This is a genomic window from Acetobacter oryzifermentans, from assembly GCF_001628715.1.
GTDB classification, from domain to species: Bacteria; Pseudomonadota; Alphaproteobacteria; order Acetobacterales; family Acetobacteraceae; genus Acetobacter; species Acetobacter oryzifermentans.
Window position 1 is genome coordinate 1331263 of sequence record NZ_CP011120.1, and the last position, 16432, is coordinate 1347694.

Consider the following 16432-nt stretch of genomic DNA (forward strand, 5'->3'; position numbering starts at 1 on the left):
GGGCAGTCACTTATCCTGAAATGGCATGTACCGGCATACTGCGCGGCGTGTCCTGCCCTTCGGCAGAGGTATGCTGGCGGAAGGGCGATTGAGGGTAGACACCTAGAATTGTGGTGTTCTGTGCAAAAAAATCAAGCTCAGCCAGTGCTTTACTCAAGCGTATATCATCTGGATGTCCATCAACATCCAACAAAAAGCGGGAGGCGGCAAAGGTTTCACCAGACATGTAGCTTTCCAGCCGGGTCATGTTAACGCCGTTGGTGGCAAAACCGCCCAGTACTTTATACAACGCGCCGGGCTGGTTTTTGACACTGAAGATGAGTGTCGTCATCACATTAGGAGTTTCTACCGGCGGACGATCTGCCGTGCGGGAGGCAATGTAAAAACGGGTGGTGTTGTGGTCTGCGTCTTCTACATTCTTTTTAAGAATGTCCAGCCCGTAGAGTTCTGCCGCCAGAGCAGATGCCACAGCAGATTCTTCCGGTTTTTTCCATAGGGCTACCAGTTCCGCAGCTCCTGCCGTATCAAACTCGGCCACGGGTTCCAAATTGTAATCACGAATCAGGTTTCGGATTTGTCCTAAAGCTACCGGGTGGGTATGTACACGCCGCACCTGCTCCATACGCGTGCCAGGCACAACCAGCAGGCAGTGTTCTACCCTTTGAAAGTGCTCTCCCACAATTTGCAGGCCAGAAGCAGGCAATAGGGAATGAATATCAGGCACACGTCCGGCCAAGCTGTTTTCGCACGCCAGCATGGCCAGTTCTGCCCGGCCCTGATGCACGGCATCAATAGCATCGGCAAAGGTACGGCATGGCAGGGTTTTCCATCCCGGCTTGGCATTACGGCAGGCCAGATCAGAATACGCGCCCGGTGTGCCCTGAAAGGCGATAACCTTTTGTGTCATGCCTCAATTATGCTCCAAATGCACGGCGTGCACGTTCCAGATCTTCTGGTGTATCCACCCCAAATGGTGCTGATGCAAGGCGTGTGCAGCCAATACGCATGCCAGCTTCCAATGCACGGAGCTGTTCCAGACTTTCCCGCTTTTCCAAACCGGATGGTGGGAGGGCTACAAATTGTGCCAAAGCTGCTCTGCGCCACCCATAAACACCAATATGGTGCCATAGCGGCCCATCACCCCATGGAATAGGTTGGCGAGAAAAATAAAGAGCGGGCGCTATTTGTGCATCCCCTGAAAAATCACAGGCGACCTTTACCACAGAAGCCGCGTTTTTTTCTGCATCCGATGTTACAGGTGCGACCAATGTGCCAACATCGTACATCGGGTTGGCCATAACGCTCATAACGGCGCGTAGGGCTTGCGGTTCAAATGTCGGCAGATCACCTTGCAGGTTCAGCAGCACATCATATTTGCCATCGGGGTCAAAGGCCTGAGTGGCCTGCCATACTCTGTCTGACCCGGAGGGGAGGTCAGGATCTGTTAGAATCGCGGTGCCACCTGCTGCGGTGACGGCATCATAAATTTCCTGATCCGCTGCGGCCACCACAACCGGGCCAATATTGGCGGCCATGGCGGCATCCCACACACGTAGAACCATGGGGCGGCCAGCAATGTCTGCCAGCGGCTTTCTCGGCAGGCGTGTGGAAGCAAGCCGAGCAGGTATGACAACAAGAGAAGAAACCATCAGCTTGCTCCGAAAAGCGGCTCGTCTTATAGCCGGTTGAAAGCGGCGCGCAGTTTATGAAAGCTGCACGGTAAACGCAACCGGCAGAAAGTGAGGTGCCTCCCGGCATGGATGGTAGGTTTCTGAACAGAATAGCGGTTTCCGCCGTATTAAGTGCGGGAGTGTTGGCAACATGTGTGTTTGCCGCCCGCAGCACTGTGCCAGATACAACCCCTGCCCGCCCTGCTTTTTCCTTGCCGGGGTTGGAGCCTGTACCTATCGCTCCGTTTATGGCGCAGGCCAATGTGCAACGTGGTGGCGCAACCGTCAGGCAGGTTTGCGCACAGTGCCACGCTTTGGCTGGTGGATCTGCGGAAAACGCTGGGCCACCGCTGGCCAGTGTTGCAGGGCGTGCTGTGGCATCCTGCGCTGGCTACGCCTATTCTGCGGCTTTGCAGCAGCATGCAGGCCAACACTGGACAGACCAGATGCTGGCAGATTGGCTTATGGCCCCTGCCCGCTTTGCGCCCGGTACACGTATGTCACTCACCGGCATACCTGATCCCGCCCAGCGGGCAGATGTTATTGCATTTCTTCATACTCTCGGCGGGCAGGCTGCGCCCGCACAGGCAGGATGCACACCATGACACATTCGGAAGAACTCGGCCTTTTTACAGATGTAGCAACCATGATGGCAGATGCCGCCCGCACGGTTGTTCGCCCGTGGTTCCGACGGGATGTGGCGGTGGACGATAAAAAGGATGAAAGCCCCGTAACCATTGCGGATCGCAGTGCGGAACGGGTGATGCGCGCCATTCTGGCCGAGCGCTTGCCAGATCATGGCGTGTTTGGTGAGGAGTTTGGCCATGAAAACGCAGCGGCTCCGTGGCAATGGCTGCTGGACCCAGTTGATGGTACGCGATCCTTTGTAACGGGGCGGCCCATGTTTGGTACGCTTATTGCCCTTTGCCATCATGGCGTGCCGGTGCTTGGGCTGTTGGATCAGCCGGTTCTGGATGAGCGCTGGTTGGGCGTGAAGGGCCAGCCTACGCAGTTTTTTTCACCGCTGGGCGGACGCCCTGCTACACGCCAGAACGTGGCGTTAGAAGCAGCAGAAATGTCCTGCACTTCCCCCGAAATGCTGGAACTGGCCCCGCATACAGGTTGGAAAACCCTAAAAGCCTGCGCCAAACGCATGACATGGGGGGGGGATTGCTACGCCTATGGTCTTCTGGCTTTAGGGCAGATTGACCTGATAGCCGAATGTGACATGAATCCGTGGGATTGGGCCGCCCTTGTACCTGTTATTGAAGGTGCCGGTGGCACCATAACGGCGTGGGACGGTACGCCCTTGCGGATGGATGGAGACCGCACAGTTCTAGCTGCGGGTTCGGCCCCCCTGCATCAGCAAGCCGTGGCAACTTTGCAGGCAGATCGCTAGATTTCGGCGTCATTTCTTTATCTCTCATGCGGCAGCCCTATCAATTTTGTGGTTTTTGAGATAGGTCTGCGGCTCGGCACAACAGCTATTTGGTCGGTTCTACATGAGTACAAGCACGCACCTGTCTCTCCCCAAGGACAAGATCCGCATTCTGCTGCTGGAGGGTATCCACGACAGTGCCGTCGCCCTTCTTAAGGCCAGCGGTTATGAAAACGTTGTGCGTCATAAAGGCGCGCTGGAGGGGGATGCCCTCAAAGAAGCGCTGGAAGGTGTGCATATTGTCGGCATTCGTTCCCGCACGCAGCTGACAAAGGACGTGCTGGATGGCGCAGACCGGCTTATGGCCATTGGCTGCTTCTGTATCGGCACCAATCAGGTTGATCTTGAAGCCGCGCGTATGAACGGTATTCCCGTTTTTAACGCGCCTTACAGCAACACACGTTCCGTGGCGGAACTGGTGATGGGCGAAATTGTTATGCTCATGCGCCGCATTTTCCCCCGCTCTGTGGAATGCCATGAGGGCAAATGGTCTAAATCCGCTCATAATAGCTGGGAAGTGCGCGGCAAAACGCTGGGTATTGTCGGTTATGGCTCCATTGGCTCCCAGCTTTCCGTGCTGGCAGAAGCCTTTGGCATGCGTGTGGTGTATTACGATGTGGTGGACAAACTGGGCCACGGCAATGCGCTACCAGTAGAAACGCTGGAAGACCTGCTGGGGCAGAGCGATGTGGTGAGCCTGCACGTGCCACAGTTGCCCACAACCAAGAACCTGATGGGTGAAGCCCAGATCAAGGCGATGAAGAAAGGATCTTTCCTCATCAACAACGCACGCGGCAACGTGGTTGATCTGGATGCCTTGGCAGAAGCGCTGAAAAGCGGCCATCTGCTGGGTGCCGCTATTGATGTGTACCCCAAGGAACCCAAAGGCCCGAACGACAAGCTGGAAACACCATTGCAGGGGCTGGATAACGTTATTCTTTCCCCGCATGTTGGTGGTTCCACCGTGGAAGCGCAGGAACGCATTGGCGTGGAAGTGGCGCGTAAGCTGGTGGAATATTCCGATGTGGGATCCACCTTTGGTTCCGTGAATTTCCCCGGCGTACAGTTGCCGCAAAGCCCACGTGGCACCCGCTTTATGCATGCGCATCGCAACGTGCCGGGTATGATGATGCGCCTGAACGAAATCTTCATGAATGCAGATTGCAACGTTACGGCGCAGTTTTTGCAGACGGATGGAGAAATCGGTTACGTGGTGATTGAAGCCGATACCGGCGGCAGCACGGAACTGGATGATCGTCTTTTGCAGGCATTGCGTGGGCTGGAAGGCACAATCCGCGCACGCTTGATTTACAAAGGTAAATAAGCGTGTCTATCGGGGCGGGAATACTCAATTCCCGCATCCGAAGCTTTGCTTTTTGCGGCATAGAAGCCCGCCCCGTTTGGGTGGAAGTGCAAATTTCCAGCGGTTTGCCAGCCTTTTTAATGGTTGGTCTGCCGGATAAAGCCGTGGCAGAAGCGCGCGAGCGTGTGCGTGCGGCACTTACTTCCATTGGGCTTGCGCTGCCCGCCAAGCGTATTCTGGTTAATCTGGTTCCTGCGGATATTCCCAAGGAAGGATCTCATTTCGATCTTCCCATTGCGTTGGCATTGCTTACCGCCATGGGCGTGATACCGGGTGAGGAAGTGGCGCGTTATGCCGCTTTAGGTGAACTTTCCCTAGATGGACGGCTTAACCCTGTTGCGGGTGTGCTTTCTGCTTCTCTGGAAGCATCTTCCATGAATCTGGGTTTGGTGTGCCCTGCGGCGCAGGGGCAGGAAGCCCTGTGTGGTGGAGATATTTCCATTCTGGCCGCACCAGATTTGCTGGCGCTTATCAACCATTTTAACGGGCTACAGGTTTTATCTCCCCCAATATTTTCCGCGCAGGAAGATGAGCCAGTATCTGAACCCGATCTGTCAGATATACGTGGGATGGAAACAGGCCGTCGCGCGCTGGAAATTGCAGCGGCAGGCGTACATTCCCTCTTGTTAAGCGGGCCGCCGGGTGCGGGTAAATCCATGCTGGCAGCGCGTTTGCCTAGCCTGTTGCCAGATCTTTCTGTGGCGGAAAGCTTGGATGTCTCGCGCATTTATAGCGCGGCGGGCTTGCTGGTAGGCGGTCGGCCTATCAGACGTCCTCCATTTCGTGATCCGCATCATTCAGCCAGCCTGCCTGCTTTGGTAGGCGGAGGTGCGCGTGCGCGGCCGGGCGAAATTAGTTTGGCGCATCGGGGTGTGCTGTTTCTGGACGAATTGCCAGAGTTTTCTCGCTCTGCTTTGGAAGCGCTGCGGCAACCGTTGGAAACTGGCCATATCAGTATTGCACGTGCTGCCGTGCATGTCACCTACCCTGCCCGCTTTCAGCTTATTGCGGCCATGAACCCCTGCCGTTGCGGTTATCTGGGTGATGCCAGCCGGGAATGCAGAAAAGCCCCGCGCTGTGGTGAGGATTACATGAACCGTCTTTCTGGCCCATTGTTGGACAGAATAGACATGCATCTTGCTATGCAGCCCTATGAACCGTTGGGATATATGGCCGGTCCTCCGGGAGAAAACAGCGCAACAGTAGCAGAGCGAGTGCGGTGTGCCCGCCAGATGCAGGCAGAGCGGCAAGGTGCGCGCAAAAACGCAGAAGCCGCTTTGGAAGATTTGTGCGTATCGGCAGAAGCGCAGAATATGGCGCAAGCTATAGCGGCCAGATTTCGTTTTTCAGCACGCGGCTATACGCGCATGTTACGCGTGGCGCGCAGCATTGCTGATCTTGCTGCTGAAGCAGATATTCAGCCTCAGCATGTGGCAGAAGCAGCTACCTATCGCAGCCGGAGTTCTGCTCATTAACCCCGGCTGTGATAGCTATGGTTTTCTTGGTTACTTACCGGGTAGCACTTGCAGGCCTTGTTCTAGATCAGCAATCAGATCATCCGGGCTTTCCAATCCAATCTGAAGGCGGAAGGCGGGGCCGTCCTGCACAGGGGATTCACTGCTTCGGGTAATGCCGCCAGTAGTCGGCAGAATCAGGCTTTCATACCCGCCCCAAGAGGCGCCAATGCCATACATATTCAGGGCATCAATCATGCGCTGCATATCCTGCGCTGTGTAATCGGCTTTCAGCACAACGCCAAATAGGCTGCCTGCTCCGGTAAAATCGCGTTTCCAATATGTATGGCCGGGGCATTCTGGTAATGCGGGGTGCAGCACGCGGGCCACTTCCGGCCGGGTTTGCAGCCATTTGGCAATCTGCAAGGCAGATTTTGCCTGCTGGGCCAACCGCACGCCCATAGTGCGAAGGCCACGTAGCGTAAGCCAACATTCATCTGGCCCGGCCACCTGCCCCATCTGAATGGCCGCATCGCGCAAGGTATGCCACAGGCGCGTGTCCGCAACGGTAATGGCCCCTGCAATGACATCTGAATGGCCTGCCGGGTATTTTGTAAGCGCCTGAATGGAAACATCTACACCATGCTTGAATGGCGCAAAAATACCAAAGCCCCATGTATTATCAAAAAACAGCAAGGCCCCATGCGCATGGGCAACTTCTGCCAGCATGGCAACATCCTGCACCTCAAACGTGTGACTGCCGGGGCTTTCTGTAAACACCACGCGTGTATTGGGGCGCATCAGGGCGGTTATGGTTGCGGCATCCGCGCAAGGTGGAAAATAGGAAATTTCCACACCAAAGCGCTTGAGCATGTTTTCTGCAAAGCGTCGGGTTGGGCCATATACGTTATCGGCCAGCAGGCAGTGATCTCCTGCTTTTAGAAAAGCCAGAAGCGGTGTGGTGCAGGCAGCCAAGCCAGAGCAGACAATTTGTGTATCTGTACCGCCTTCTATGGTTGCAATAGCCTTTTCCAACGCGTGCTGGGTGGGAGAGCCCATAGCCCCATAAATACTCACATGCTCATACCGTTTGCGGCCTGTTTGCTGCATGGCGTCCAAGGACGGAAACACAACGGTAGAGCCACGTTCCAGCGGCAGGTTTACATAAGTTCCTGCCTCTGCCGCTTGTGGGCGGGCAACATGGCTGAGGGAGGATGCCAATTTCAGCCAACCGGCGGAAACCCTGTTTTCGTCTGTCATGCTGTGTGTTCCACTGTTACGGGCGCATTGGGGAAGCTGCCCCATTCTGCCCAAGATCCATCATACAAGGCGCCCATATTAAGCCCGGCGATAGCCAGACCTGCCGTGAGCACTGCTGCTGTCATACCAGAGCCACAGGTGGTTATGGGGGCATCAGATTCCGTAATACCTGCTTGCGCAAATAGAGAGAGCAACTGTTCTGGGGGTAAAAACTGCCCTTTTGTATTCAGCAGGTTTTTATACGGCAGGCTGCGTGCGCCTGGCATGTGGCCAGAGGCAACATTGGGCCGTGGTTCTGGGGTTTCACCATAAAAACGGGCAGCGCTGCGGGCATCCAGAATAGGGCGTGTATTGTGTTTTACAACATCCAGCACGTCTCCTAACCCTACAATACGCGTATAGCATGTGCGTGGCTGATAGGGCGCAGGCAACGCTGCGCTAGGGGCTGCTGCTTCTGTTGGGTGCCCACCACGTACCCATGCTGGCAACCCACCATCAAGAATAAAGCTGCGTTCATGCCCAAACAGGCGTGTGAGCCACCACCCGCGGCAAGCCGATGCAACATTGCCCTGATCATAAAAAACCACTGTATCTTGCGCGGTTACGCCCAGCCTGCCGAACAGGTGGCTAAACCGCGCAGCAGAAGGGGCTGTATGCGGCAATGCGCTTTCTGGGTCAGAAAACAGTTCGATATCAAAATACCGGCTGCCGGGAATATGCGCTGAAGCAAAGCTTTGCTGCGGGTTAATGGTTTCTCCGGGCAACAGAGCGGTGGCATCCAGCAGATGCACACCGGGCGTACCAAGCATTTCAGCCAGTTTTTGTGTGGAAATAAGAGGTGACATATCGGCTGCCTGACCCATTGTGGTTTTGAATATTCTACGGTCAAGATCACACAGCCCTGTCTGGCTGGCAAACAAAACATCATGGTGCGTTATGTTGGCTGTGCATAAAGAAGTTTTGTTTTCACACCAGACAAAAACCGGATTTCATGATTTAATGGCGGAATGGCAACTGGTCAGCCCGCTTCTACCGAACGCATCATGCGGCTGCTGCTTTTGGGCGGCATTACGTATGGGTGTGTGCTGGTGCTTGCACCCTTTTCTTCCGCCCTGTTATGGGCGGGCGTGCTGGCCTATACAACGTGGCCATTGTTCCAGCATTTGCGGCGGCGCATGGGGCCAAATGCGGCCAGCCTGACTATGACAGTGCTGTGCGCTGTAGGCGTAGTGTTGCCGTTGGCATTTTTGGCATCTGCCTGCGTATCATCCGGCCCGCGCTGGGCGCGGCAGGTTATGGCGTTTGTTGGCACTATTCATGAACTGCCCCCCCTCCCCCATTGGATAACATCACTGCCCGCATTTGGGCCTGATATCAGCCATCATTGGGAACGCTGGAGCCGCAACATCAGCTCTGTGGGGGATGAGCTGCGCCCCTATGCGGGTGAGATTATTCAATCTCTCCTTGAAGTGTTGATGCGCATGGCCAATGGAGCCCTGCATCTGGTTATGGCGCTGTTTATTGCCTTCTTTTTCTGGCTGAGCGGCCCCATGTTATGGGATACGGTGCAAGCCGTTATGGTGCGTATTGCAGGGCATCAAGCTGGGCGGCATCTGCATATAGTGGGCAGCACAGTACGCGGAACAGTGTATGGCATTTTAGGCACCGCGATCATACAGGGTATTCTCACAGGTTTGGGCCTGTGGCTGCTAGGAGTTGGAGAAGCCGTTATTTTGGGTGTGCTGGCGGCATTTCTGGCGGTTTTTCCCATAGGTGCTCCTTTGGTGTGGATACCTGCCGCGCTATGGCTGTTTGGTATGCACCACCCAGGAAAAGGCATTTTACTGCTGCTTTATGGTGTTTTGATTATATCAGGGGCAGATCACCTTATTCGCCCGCTGTTTATTGCACGCGGCAGTAAGCTTCCTTATTTGCTGACAGTGCTGGGCGTTATTGGCGGCCTACTGGCCTTTGGTGGTGTAGGCATTTTTCTGGGGCCAATTCTGCTGGCCATAGGCTTTACACTCACAACAGAATTTGCAGCGGATGAAGCCGCGCAACCTCTTGCGCAGGATGAAAAAAGGACTCTGACATCATGAGGCGTCCACTCTCTCGGCTGGTTGAGTTTGCGCGTCGCAAGTCAGCCCATTCCTTTGTGTCCTGTGATATGGAGGGCGTGCGGATTATCAGTTGGAATCTGTTGCGGCGTACCGGGGCAACAGTGCATGACATTGCCGCCCTTATTGAGGCCGAAAAGCCCGATGTGCTGCTTATGCAAGAGGCCACAATAGAAATAGATGTGCTGCCAGATGTTATTGGTGGCCACTATGCGCGTAATCCGCAACCGGGGCGTATTCATGGTGTGGCGTGCTGGAGCCGTATTCCGTTTGCGCGTGCGCCCAGAGCTTGCACCATTCCTTCTGGCCCACTGTTTAAGCGCCATGCCCAGATTATTGAGTATGAAAATTTTTCTTTGGCCAACGTACATTTGTCTCATGGGCAGATGTTGAACCGTAAGCAGTTGCGGCGCTTGGCCACACTGCTTTCTCCCCCATGTGCCATTCTGGGGGACTTCAACCTGTTAGGCCCAACATTGGTGCCGGGCTTTAAGGATGTAGGCCCAAAGGCTCCTACGCATCGGATGGTAGATCTTCTGCCTATCAGAATTGACCGGTGTTTGGTGGAAGGCATGCAGTGTTTAAGTGCGCGTGTTCTGCCGGTTTTTGCCTCGGATCATCGGCCTATTGCGGTTACTTTGCGGCCTTTGATCGGGTTGTAACTTTTACAGATAAGGCATGAACAATCTGGCAAACGCATCGCGGATCTGGATGATTTTGTTGCGGTTATCCAGATCATAATGTGTAAGCCGTTTGTTGCGGTGCTTGGTAATGAAGTCATCCAGCATTTCAGCCAATATGGTATCGTATATTTCCATATTGATTTCAAAATTCAGCCTCAGGCTGCGAATATCAAGGTTGGAACTGCCTACAAAAGACCATGCTCTATCCACCACCATCAGTTTGGAGTGATTGAAAGGCGGATTTGCCAGCCATACCCGCACCCCTGCGTTCAGCAAAGGTGCAATATTGGCTGCACAGGCCCAGTCCAGCGGGAGATGATTGCTCTGGCGGGGTATAACCAAATCAACCTGCACGCCCCGTAGGGCCGCTAGGCCCAGTTCGGACATCAGGCGTTGGCCCGGTAGAAAATAAGGGGTCATCAATCTTACGTTTTTGCGGGCCAGCGTAATGGCTTGCAACATGGTGTATTCTATTTTTTCCAGATCCGTATCTGGCCCGGCCGTTACAATACGCGCCAGTGATTCGCCCGTACTTTTATGCTCCTGAAAATATAGGTCGCCATGTAGGCGCTCCTGCGTGGTAAAATACCAATCCCATGCGGCAGCTTCGGCCAACTGGCGCACAACCGGGCCTTCTACTTTAAAATGCGTGTCTGATACTGGGTGCTTGGGTTTGCGGGAGACCATGTTTTCATCGGCAATATTTAGGCCGCCCAGAAAGCCAATACGCCCATCTACCACCAGAATTTTGCGGTGATCTCGCAAATTGATAAAAGGCATCCGCCACGGCAGCAGAGAATGCATAAAGCGTGCGCACGGTACCCCTGCCCGGCGTAACCGATGATAAAGCGGTGAAAGAAAATAGCCGCTGCCGATGCCATCAACCAGCACACGCACCTGTACGCCGCGTTTATGGGCTGCAACCAGTTTATCTGCAAACAGGCCGCCCACTTTGTCATCTCTGAAAATATAGGAACACAGCAGTATGCTCTTGCTGGCGTGTTCTATGGCATCCAGCATATGCGGGTATGCGCCATCTCCATCATGTAGCGGAATAATGGAGTTGCCCCCTACCAAAGCGCGACTGCTGAGCTTGCCCACCATAAGCGCCAATGGGGCAAACTGCCCTTCCAGCTCTCTGTTCCAAGATGAAGGTTGCTCTGTTTCCAACCGCCGGGGGGAGCGATCTCCTACCAGTTTTTTGGCCAAGCGGGTAACGCGGTTGATGCCGAACATTAGATAAAGTGTTGTGCCCAACAGCGGCATAAAAACACATGCACCTATCCACCCAATAGCGGATGCCGTGTTGCGTTTTGTAAGTAGAATGTGCAACCCGACAGAAACAACCAGCACAAACCTGATAACTGTAAGCGCAAGCGTAAAGGGTGAAATGGACAAGTCTGACAACATGATAGGTAAAATGCTCACACAAAATGGGCTGGGCTATAAGATACCGAACAAAGTAGCTGCAAAACAGGAACCAGCATTTTTACAGAAACAAAGAAGCGGCAGTGTTGCTTACATGCAAGGCGTAGCTGCTGAACAGCAAGCCTGCGACTGGCTAGAGCAGGACGGATGGACTGTGCTTTTGCGCAGAGTCCGCACCCACCGCGGCGAAATTGATATTGTGACCAGTAAAGCAGCAGTTCTGTGTTTTGTGGAAGTAAAAAAACGGCGTTCTATAGAAGACGCGTTGGTAAGTTTACAACCAGCGCAACAGCGGCGTTTGTTTCGCGCTGCGGAATGTCTGCTGCAAAAACATCCGTATTGGCAATACGAAGAAATGCGTTTTGATCTTTTTGTATTTGATGATGCAGGCAGAATGGAACGGTTGGAAGATATTATCCGCCAAATGTAAAAAGGCGCTCCTGCAATAGGAACGCCTTTAAAACGTAAGTGGGTGTAAAAGAGAAAAGATTAGGTGCGGTGGCGGCGCTTTACACTATGTGCAGAAACGGCATGCGCAGGATGGTAGCTTACAAGGCGCACCATGCTATGGGCTTTACCATGCTGCGCAGCGGCCAGAACAACACGGTGTGAAGACTTGGCTGCAGCAACGTGCCGCACATGATGCATAACTGGCGGCGGCGCTGCTGTAAGCGCCGCAAAAGTCAGCTTACTGGCTTCCAGATCAGAAATAATGCGTTCTGCCCGAGCAGAGGAAGATGTGGTGACTAACCCTACGCCAAGTGCTGTAAGAGCAAGAGCGCCACGTACAACCGCAACTCGTTTCATTAATCTGATCCCAACCTGTTTCTCTTTTCTTCAGGAACTATACAGCCCCTTCCCCACTTGACAACCTAAAAATCAGGCTGGGGCGTTACAAGGAATGTTTTTTTCCTTGAACAGGTTTTGGAGTTCGCCGGACTGATACATTTCGGTAACAATATCACACCCGCCAATGAATTCCCCTTTTACGTAAAGCTGCGGAATTGTCGGCCAGTTTGAGAAATCTTTAATACCCTGACGGATGCCCGGATCAGCCAGAACATTTTCGGTTTTGAAGGGAACGCCAAGGTGCTGGAGAATCTGCACTACGCGCGCAGAAAAACCACACTGAGGGAAATCAGCATCCCCTTTCATGAACAGCATGACGGGGTTGGCTTCAATATCCTGCTTGATGCGCTGCTGTGCTGTGTCTGTCATGGTCTGATATCCTTAAAAGCTAAGTGATTAGGGAGCAGAAGTTGTAAGCGCCAGCGCATGCAGCTTGCCGCCCATGTGGCCCTGCAGGGCCTGATAGACAAGCTGATGCTGCCGCACGCGTGAAAGACCCCGGAAGGCTTCGCTCACCACGGAACAGGCATAATGGTCACCATCCCCTGCCAGATCATCAATCTTGATCTGGGCATCCGGAAAAGCCTGCCGGATATAGGTTTCGAGTTCTGTGGCGGACATTGCCATCGGTCTGCTTCCTTCCCGCTTGTTTTGTTAGTTGCCCATCAGCGTCGGGAAAAACGCTTCATGGGCTGTTTTTAGGCGTGCTGCGGATATGGTGACGCCGCTTGGCAGAATCAAATCATTTCCGCCTGAGCGTGCAATAATACGTGCAGGCACCCCGGCAGCCTTGGCGCGTTCACACAGGGCTTTGCCATCTGCCACACATGCCAGATAACGGGCCTGATCTTCCCCAAACCAGAAAGCTTCTGGCCGGATGCCGGAATCTGGGCTTTCCAGTTCACACCCAATGCCGCTTGCCATTACCATTTCTGCGGCGGCAACCATAATGCCACCATCAGCAATATCATGGCATGCGGTAATGGTGCCATCCAGAATGGCGCTGCGCACAAAGTCACCATTGCGTTTTTCAGCAGCCAGATCGACCGGCGGCGGCGCGCCAGCTTCCTGCCCAAGGATTTCACGCAGCCAGATGGTCTGGCCGAGTTCACCTTTGGTTTCACCAATTAGCACCACATCAGATTCTGGTTGCATACCAAGGCCAACAGCCTTGTTCACATCATCCAGAACGCCCAACGCACCAATGGCGGGTGTGGGCAGAATGGCGGTGGTGGAGCCATCTGGGTTACGTGTTTCGTTATAAAGAGACACGTTACCGCTGACGACCGGGAAGTCCAGCGCTGAGCAGGCTTCCCCCATACCTTCAACCGCAGCCACAAACTGGCCCATGATTTCGGGTTTTTCAGGGTTGGCAAAGTTTAGGTTATCCGTTACGGCCAAGGGGCGTGCGCCGGTGGCTGTAAGGTTACGCCATGCTTCTGCAACAGCCTGTGCACCACCTGTTTTAGGGTCTGCCTGACAGTAGCGGGGCGTGCAATCGGTGGTAATGGCCAGACCAATGTCTGTCTCTTCCACCTTTACAATAGCTGCATCAGCAGCGCCCGGACGGCGGACTGTCTGCCCCCCTACGGTGCTGTCATACTGGTTCCATACCCATGCGCGGGAGGCCAGATCTGGCGAACCCACCAGCTTGAGCAGCGTGGCATCCAAGGAAAGAGGTGCATGCACGCCTTCCAGCGGAGCTGGTGCCTTGGGCGGTGTTGCTGGGCGATCGTAAATGGGGGCCTGTTCTGCCAATGGGTCTAGCGGAATATCAGCTTCCAGCTCCCCTTTGTGTTTAACGACGATGTGGCCGGTGTCTGTCAGATGCCCGATAATGGCAAAATCCAGTTCCCATTTTTCAAAGATCTTGCGGGCCACGTCTGTCCGATCAGGGCGCAGCACCATCAGCATGCGTTCCTGGCTTTCAGACAGCATCATTTCATAAGCCGTCATGTTCGGCTCACGCTGCGGTACGGCATCCAGATCAAGCTCGATACCCACGCCGCCCTTGCCTGCCATTTCTACGGAAGAAGATGTCAGACCAGCAGCGCCCATGTCCTGAATAGCCACAATGGCATCTGTTGCCATCAGTTCCAGACAGGCTTCAATCAGCAGCTTTTCAATGAAGGGGTCACCCACCTGCACTGTGGGGCGTTTGGAAAGTGCATCTTCATCAAACTCAGCGGAAGACATGGTGGCGCCATGAATACCATCACGCCCTGTGCGGGAGCCCACGTACACAACCGGGTTGCCAACACCAGCCGCAGCCGAAAGGAAGATGCGGTCCTTACGGGCCAAGCCAACCGTCATGGCGTTTACCAGCGGGTTGCCATCATAGGCCGGATGGAAGTTAATTTCCCCGCCTACCGTGGGTACGCCAACACAGTTGCCATAGCCGCCAATACCACGCACCACACCATCAATAACGCGGCGGGTAACGGGGTTTTCCGGGCTGCCAAAACGCAGGGCGTTCAGGTTGGCAATGGGGCGTGCACCCATGGTGAACACATCGCGCAGAATACCACCAACACCTGTAGCCGCACCCTGATAGGGCTCGATAAAGGATGGGTGGTTATGGCTTTCCATCTTAAAGATGGCGGCATAGCCTTGCCCAATATCTACCACACCAGCATTTTCACCGGGGCCATGAATAACCCACGGCGCCTTGGTTGGTAGCGTGCGCAGCCACTTGCGGGAGGATTTGTAGGAGCAGTGTTCTGACCACATCACGGAGAACACGCCCAGCTCTGTCAGGCTGGGGGTGCGGCCCATAATGGACAGCACACGACCGTATTCCTCGGATGTCAGCCCGAATTCACGGGCAAGAGATTCATCAACGGTTACAGGCTTATTCACCGGACTACAGCCTCCACCAGACCTTGGAATAGCGGCAGACCATCTTCCCCGCCCATCAGAGGATCAACCAGATCTTCTGGATGAGGCATCATGCCGCAAATGCGTTTGTTTTCGCTAAGAATGCCCGCAATGCTGTTAACGCTGCCATTGGGGTTACTGTCGGCATCATCAGCCTGCACGTTGCCTTTGGCATCGGCGTAGCGAAAAGCCACAAGGCCTTCGCCTTCAAGCCGTTCCAGCGTGGCGATATCTGCCGTGTAATTGCCATCACCATGTGCCAGCGGAGTGCGGAAGACATCGCCCTTTTTCCACTTATGGGTGAAAGGCGTATTTTCGGCCCCAACCTTCAGGTAGCAATCCTGAGACAGAAAGCGCAAATTGGCGTTGCGCAACAGCGCACCGGGCAGCAGCCCTGTTTCTGTTAAAATCTGGAAGCCGTTGCAAACGCCCAAAATATGGCCACCCTTCTGGGCGTGGGCTTTGATAGCCCCCATGATGGGAGAATGCGCGGCCATAGCGCCACAGCGCAGATAATCGCCATAGCTAAAACCACCTGGCAACACGACCAGATCGGTATCTCCCAGATCTGTTTCATGGTGCCAGATCATGCGCGGGGCCTGCCCTGTAACACGCTTAAGGGCAATGGCCATATCGCGCTCCCGGTTCGTACCGGGGAATACGATAATTGCTGCTTTCATTTTTTCACACTGCACGGATAAGAGGCATGCAGGGCGGCAAAAACACTTTCACCAACCGGCTTGTCCAGCGTTTCGGAATGCGCTTTCAGCCAAGCAAGAACCTTGGAGCGCATTACGGGTATGGTTTCTGTAGTAGGCACACAAAAACCAGCAGGCGCGGATGGATCACCCTCGTTCCGATCATTGATTTTGGAAAGAGAGACACCATCCGTCAGGCCGCCAATATAGGCATCGCAAATGCCAGCGCTGGTGGGGCGTGTGCACAGGCGGGCAAAGTTACCTGCCTTCATGGGGGCAATGCGCTGGGCATGGGCAAAGCCCGGTGCCGCACATGCCAAGGCCAGTGCTACAAGGAGGGTGCGCTTCATTCCACCACCTCTACAGCGTAATCTTCAATCACCAGATTGGCCAGCAGGTCACGCGCCATGGCATCGGCTTTTTTCTGGGCTTCTTCGGCTTTAGCGCCGGGCAGATCCAGTTCAATCACCTTGCCCACGCGCACATCCTGCACGCCTTCAAAGCCAAGTGTTTGCAATGCGTGGCTGATGGCCTTGCCCTGCGGATCCAGAACACCGTCCTTTAGCATGACGGTTACACGTACCTTCATTTTCAA

The 16432-nt window shown here is 54.4% G+C and carries 19 protein-coding genes; 7 read left to right on the forward strand and 12 right to left on the reverse strand.

Annotated features, from left to right (window positions below):
- Positions 1-10: 10 nt before the first annotated feature.
- Both WG31_RS06445 and WG31_RS06450 read right to left on the reverse strand, forming a co-directional pair.
- On the reverse strand, positions 11-907 hold the full coding sequence (locus WG31_RS06445; protein WP_063353992.1) for a prephenate dehydratase: 897 nt from the start codon (positions 905-907) through the stop codon (positions 11-13).
- Positions 908-914: 7 nt separating this feature from the next.
- A complete protein-coding gene (locus tag WG31_RS06450; RefSeq protein WP_063353993.1) occupies positions 915-1649 on the reverse strand; it encodes a 3-deoxy-manno-octulosonate cytidylyltransferase in 735 nt (244 codons plus the stop codon).
- Between the two features lie 107 nt (positions 1650-1756).
- Here WG31_RS06450 and WG31_RS06455 point away from each other — a divergent pair, with 107 nt between their 5' ends.
- The 4 genes from WG31_RS06455 to WG31_RS06470 all read left to right on the forward strand — a co-directional run bounded on the left by WG31_RS06455 (position 1757) and on the right by WG31_RS06470 (position 5946).
- Entirely contained in the window at positions 1757-2275 is a 519-nt protein-coding gene (locus WG31_RS06455) for a c-type cytochrome (RefSeq protein ID WP_063353994.1), read from the forward strand.
- Positions 2272-3069 (forward strand): inositol monophosphatase family protein, encoded by a 798-nt coding sequence (locus WG31_RS06460; protein WP_035351407.1) that lies wholly within the window; start codon positions 2272-2274, stop codon positions 3067-3069. Before WG31_RS06455 ends, WG31_RS06460 begins: the two co-directional genes overlap by 4 nt.
- Positions 3070-3172: 103 nt before the next feature.
- Complete coding sequence (gene serA / locus WG31_RS06465) at positions 3173-4432, forward strand: phosphoglycerate dehydrogenase (RefSeq protein ID WP_006115262.1); 1260 nt, start codon at positions 3173-3175, stop codon at positions 4430-4432.
- Between the two features lie 2 nt (positions 4433-4434).
- Positions 4435-5946, forward strand: a complete 1512-nt coding sequence (locus WG31_RS06470; RefSeq protein ID WP_082823147.1) for a YifB family Mg chelatase-like AAA ATPase — start codon at positions 4435-4437, stop codon at positions 5944-5946.
- 30 nt (positions 5947-5976) lie between these two features.
- Here WG31_RS06470 and metC read toward each other — a convergent pair whose 3' ends face one another.
- Both metC and WG31_RS06480 read right to left on the reverse strand, forming a co-directional pair.
- The gene (gene metC, locus WG31_RS06475) at positions 5977-7185 is read right to left on the reverse strand and encodes a cystathionine beta-lyase (protein ID WP_063353995.1); all 1209 of its coding nucleotides are present in this window, start codon (positions 7183-7185) and stop codon (positions 5977-5979) included.
- Complete coding sequence (locus tag WG31_RS06480) at positions 7182-8123, reverse strand: sulfurtransferase (RefSeq protein WP_082823148.1); 942 nt, start codon at positions 8121-8123, stop codon at positions 7182-7184. Before WG31_RS06480 ends, metC begins: the two co-directional genes overlap by 4 nt.
- A gap of 69 nt (positions 8124-8192) precedes the next feature.
- Here WG31_RS06480 and WG31_RS06485 point away from each other — a divergent pair, with 69 nt between their 5' ends.
- Both WG31_RS06485 and WG31_RS06490 read left to right on the forward strand, forming a co-directional pair.
- On the forward strand, positions 8193-9284 hold the full coding sequence (locus tag WG31_RS06485; protein WP_006115266.1) for an AI-2E family transporter: 1092 nt from the start codon (positions 8193-8195) through the stop codon (positions 9282-9284).
- On the forward strand, positions 9281-9964 hold the full coding sequence (locus WG31_RS06490) for an endonuclease/exonuclease/phosphatase family protein (protein WP_006115267.1): 684 nt from the start codon (positions 9281-9283) through the stop codon (positions 9962-9964). Before WG31_RS06485 ends, WG31_RS06490 begins: the two co-directional genes overlap by 4 nt.
- Positions 9965-9967: 3 nt before the next feature.
- Here the strand turns inward: WG31_RS06490 and cls are convergent, their stop codons facing one another.
- The gene (gene cls, locus WG31_RS06495) at positions 9968-11395 is read right to left on the reverse strand and encodes a cardiolipin synthase (RefSeq protein WP_063353996.1); all 1428 of its coding nucleotides are present in this window, start codon (positions 11393-11395) and stop codon (positions 9968-9970) included.
- Between cls and WG31_RS06500 the strand changes: the two genes are divergently transcribed.
- Positions 11394-11843: a YraN family protein gene (locus tag WG31_RS06500; RefSeq protein WP_209439376.1), complete on the forward strand. Its 450-nt coding sequence runs from the start codon at positions 11394-11396 to the stop codon at positions 11841-11843. The genes cls and WG31_RS06500 overlap by 2 nt on opposite strands.
- A gap of 59 nt (positions 11844-11902) precedes the next feature.
- Here the strand turns inward: WG31_RS06500 and WG31_RS06505 are convergent, their stop codons facing one another.
- The 7 genes from WG31_RS06505 to purS all read right to left on the reverse strand — a co-directional run bounded on the left by WG31_RS06505 (position 11903) and on the right by purS (position 16426).
- Positions 11903-12220 (reverse strand): hypothetical protein, encoded by a 318-nt coding sequence (locus tag WG31_RS06505; protein WP_006115270.1) that lies wholly within the window; start codon positions 12218-12220, stop codon positions 11903-11905.
- 72 nt (positions 12221-12292) lie between these two features.
- The gene (gene grxD / locus WG31_RS06510) at positions 12293-12631 is read right to left on the reverse strand and encodes a Grx4 family monothiol glutaredoxin (protein WP_006115271.1); all 339 of its coding nucleotides are present in this window, start codon (positions 12629-12631) and stop codon (positions 12293-12295) included.
- A 27-nt stretch (positions 12632-12658) separates the two neighbouring features.
- The gene (locus tag WG31_RS06515) at positions 12659-12889 is read right to left on the reverse strand and encodes a BolA/IbaG family iron-sulfur metabolism protein (protein WP_006115272.1); all 231 of its coding nucleotides are present in this window, start codon (positions 12887-12889) and stop codon (positions 12659-12661) included.
- A gap of 27 nt (positions 12890-12916) precedes the next feature.
- Positions 12917-15121: a phosphoribosylformylglycinamidine synthase subunit PurL gene (gene purL / locus WG31_RS06520; RefSeq protein ID WP_063353998.1), complete on the reverse strand. Its 2205-nt coding sequence runs from the start codon at positions 15119-15121 to the stop codon at positions 12917-12919.
- A complete protein-coding gene (gene purQ, locus WG31_RS06525) occupies positions 15118-15819 on the reverse strand; it encodes a phosphoribosylformylglycinamidine synthase subunit PurQ (RefSeq protein ID WP_063353999.1) in 702 nt (233 codons plus the stop codon). Before purQ ends, purL begins: the two co-directional genes overlap by 4 nt.
- Entirely contained in the window at positions 15816-16187 is a 372-nt protein-coding gene (locus WG31_RS06530; RefSeq protein WP_063354000.1) for a Rap1a/Tai family immunity protein, read from the reverse strand. Before WG31_RS06530 ends, purQ begins: the two co-directional genes overlap by 4 nt.
- Positions 16184-16426 (reverse strand): phosphoribosylformylglycinamidine synthase subunit PurS, encoded by a 243-nt coding sequence (purS, locus tag WG31_RS06535; RefSeq protein WP_063354001.1) that lies wholly within the window; start codon positions 16424-16426, stop codon positions 16184-16186. The genes WG31_RS06530 and purS overlap by 4 nt, the downstream gene beginning before the upstream one ends.
- Positions 16427-16432 lie beyond the last annotated feature (6 nt).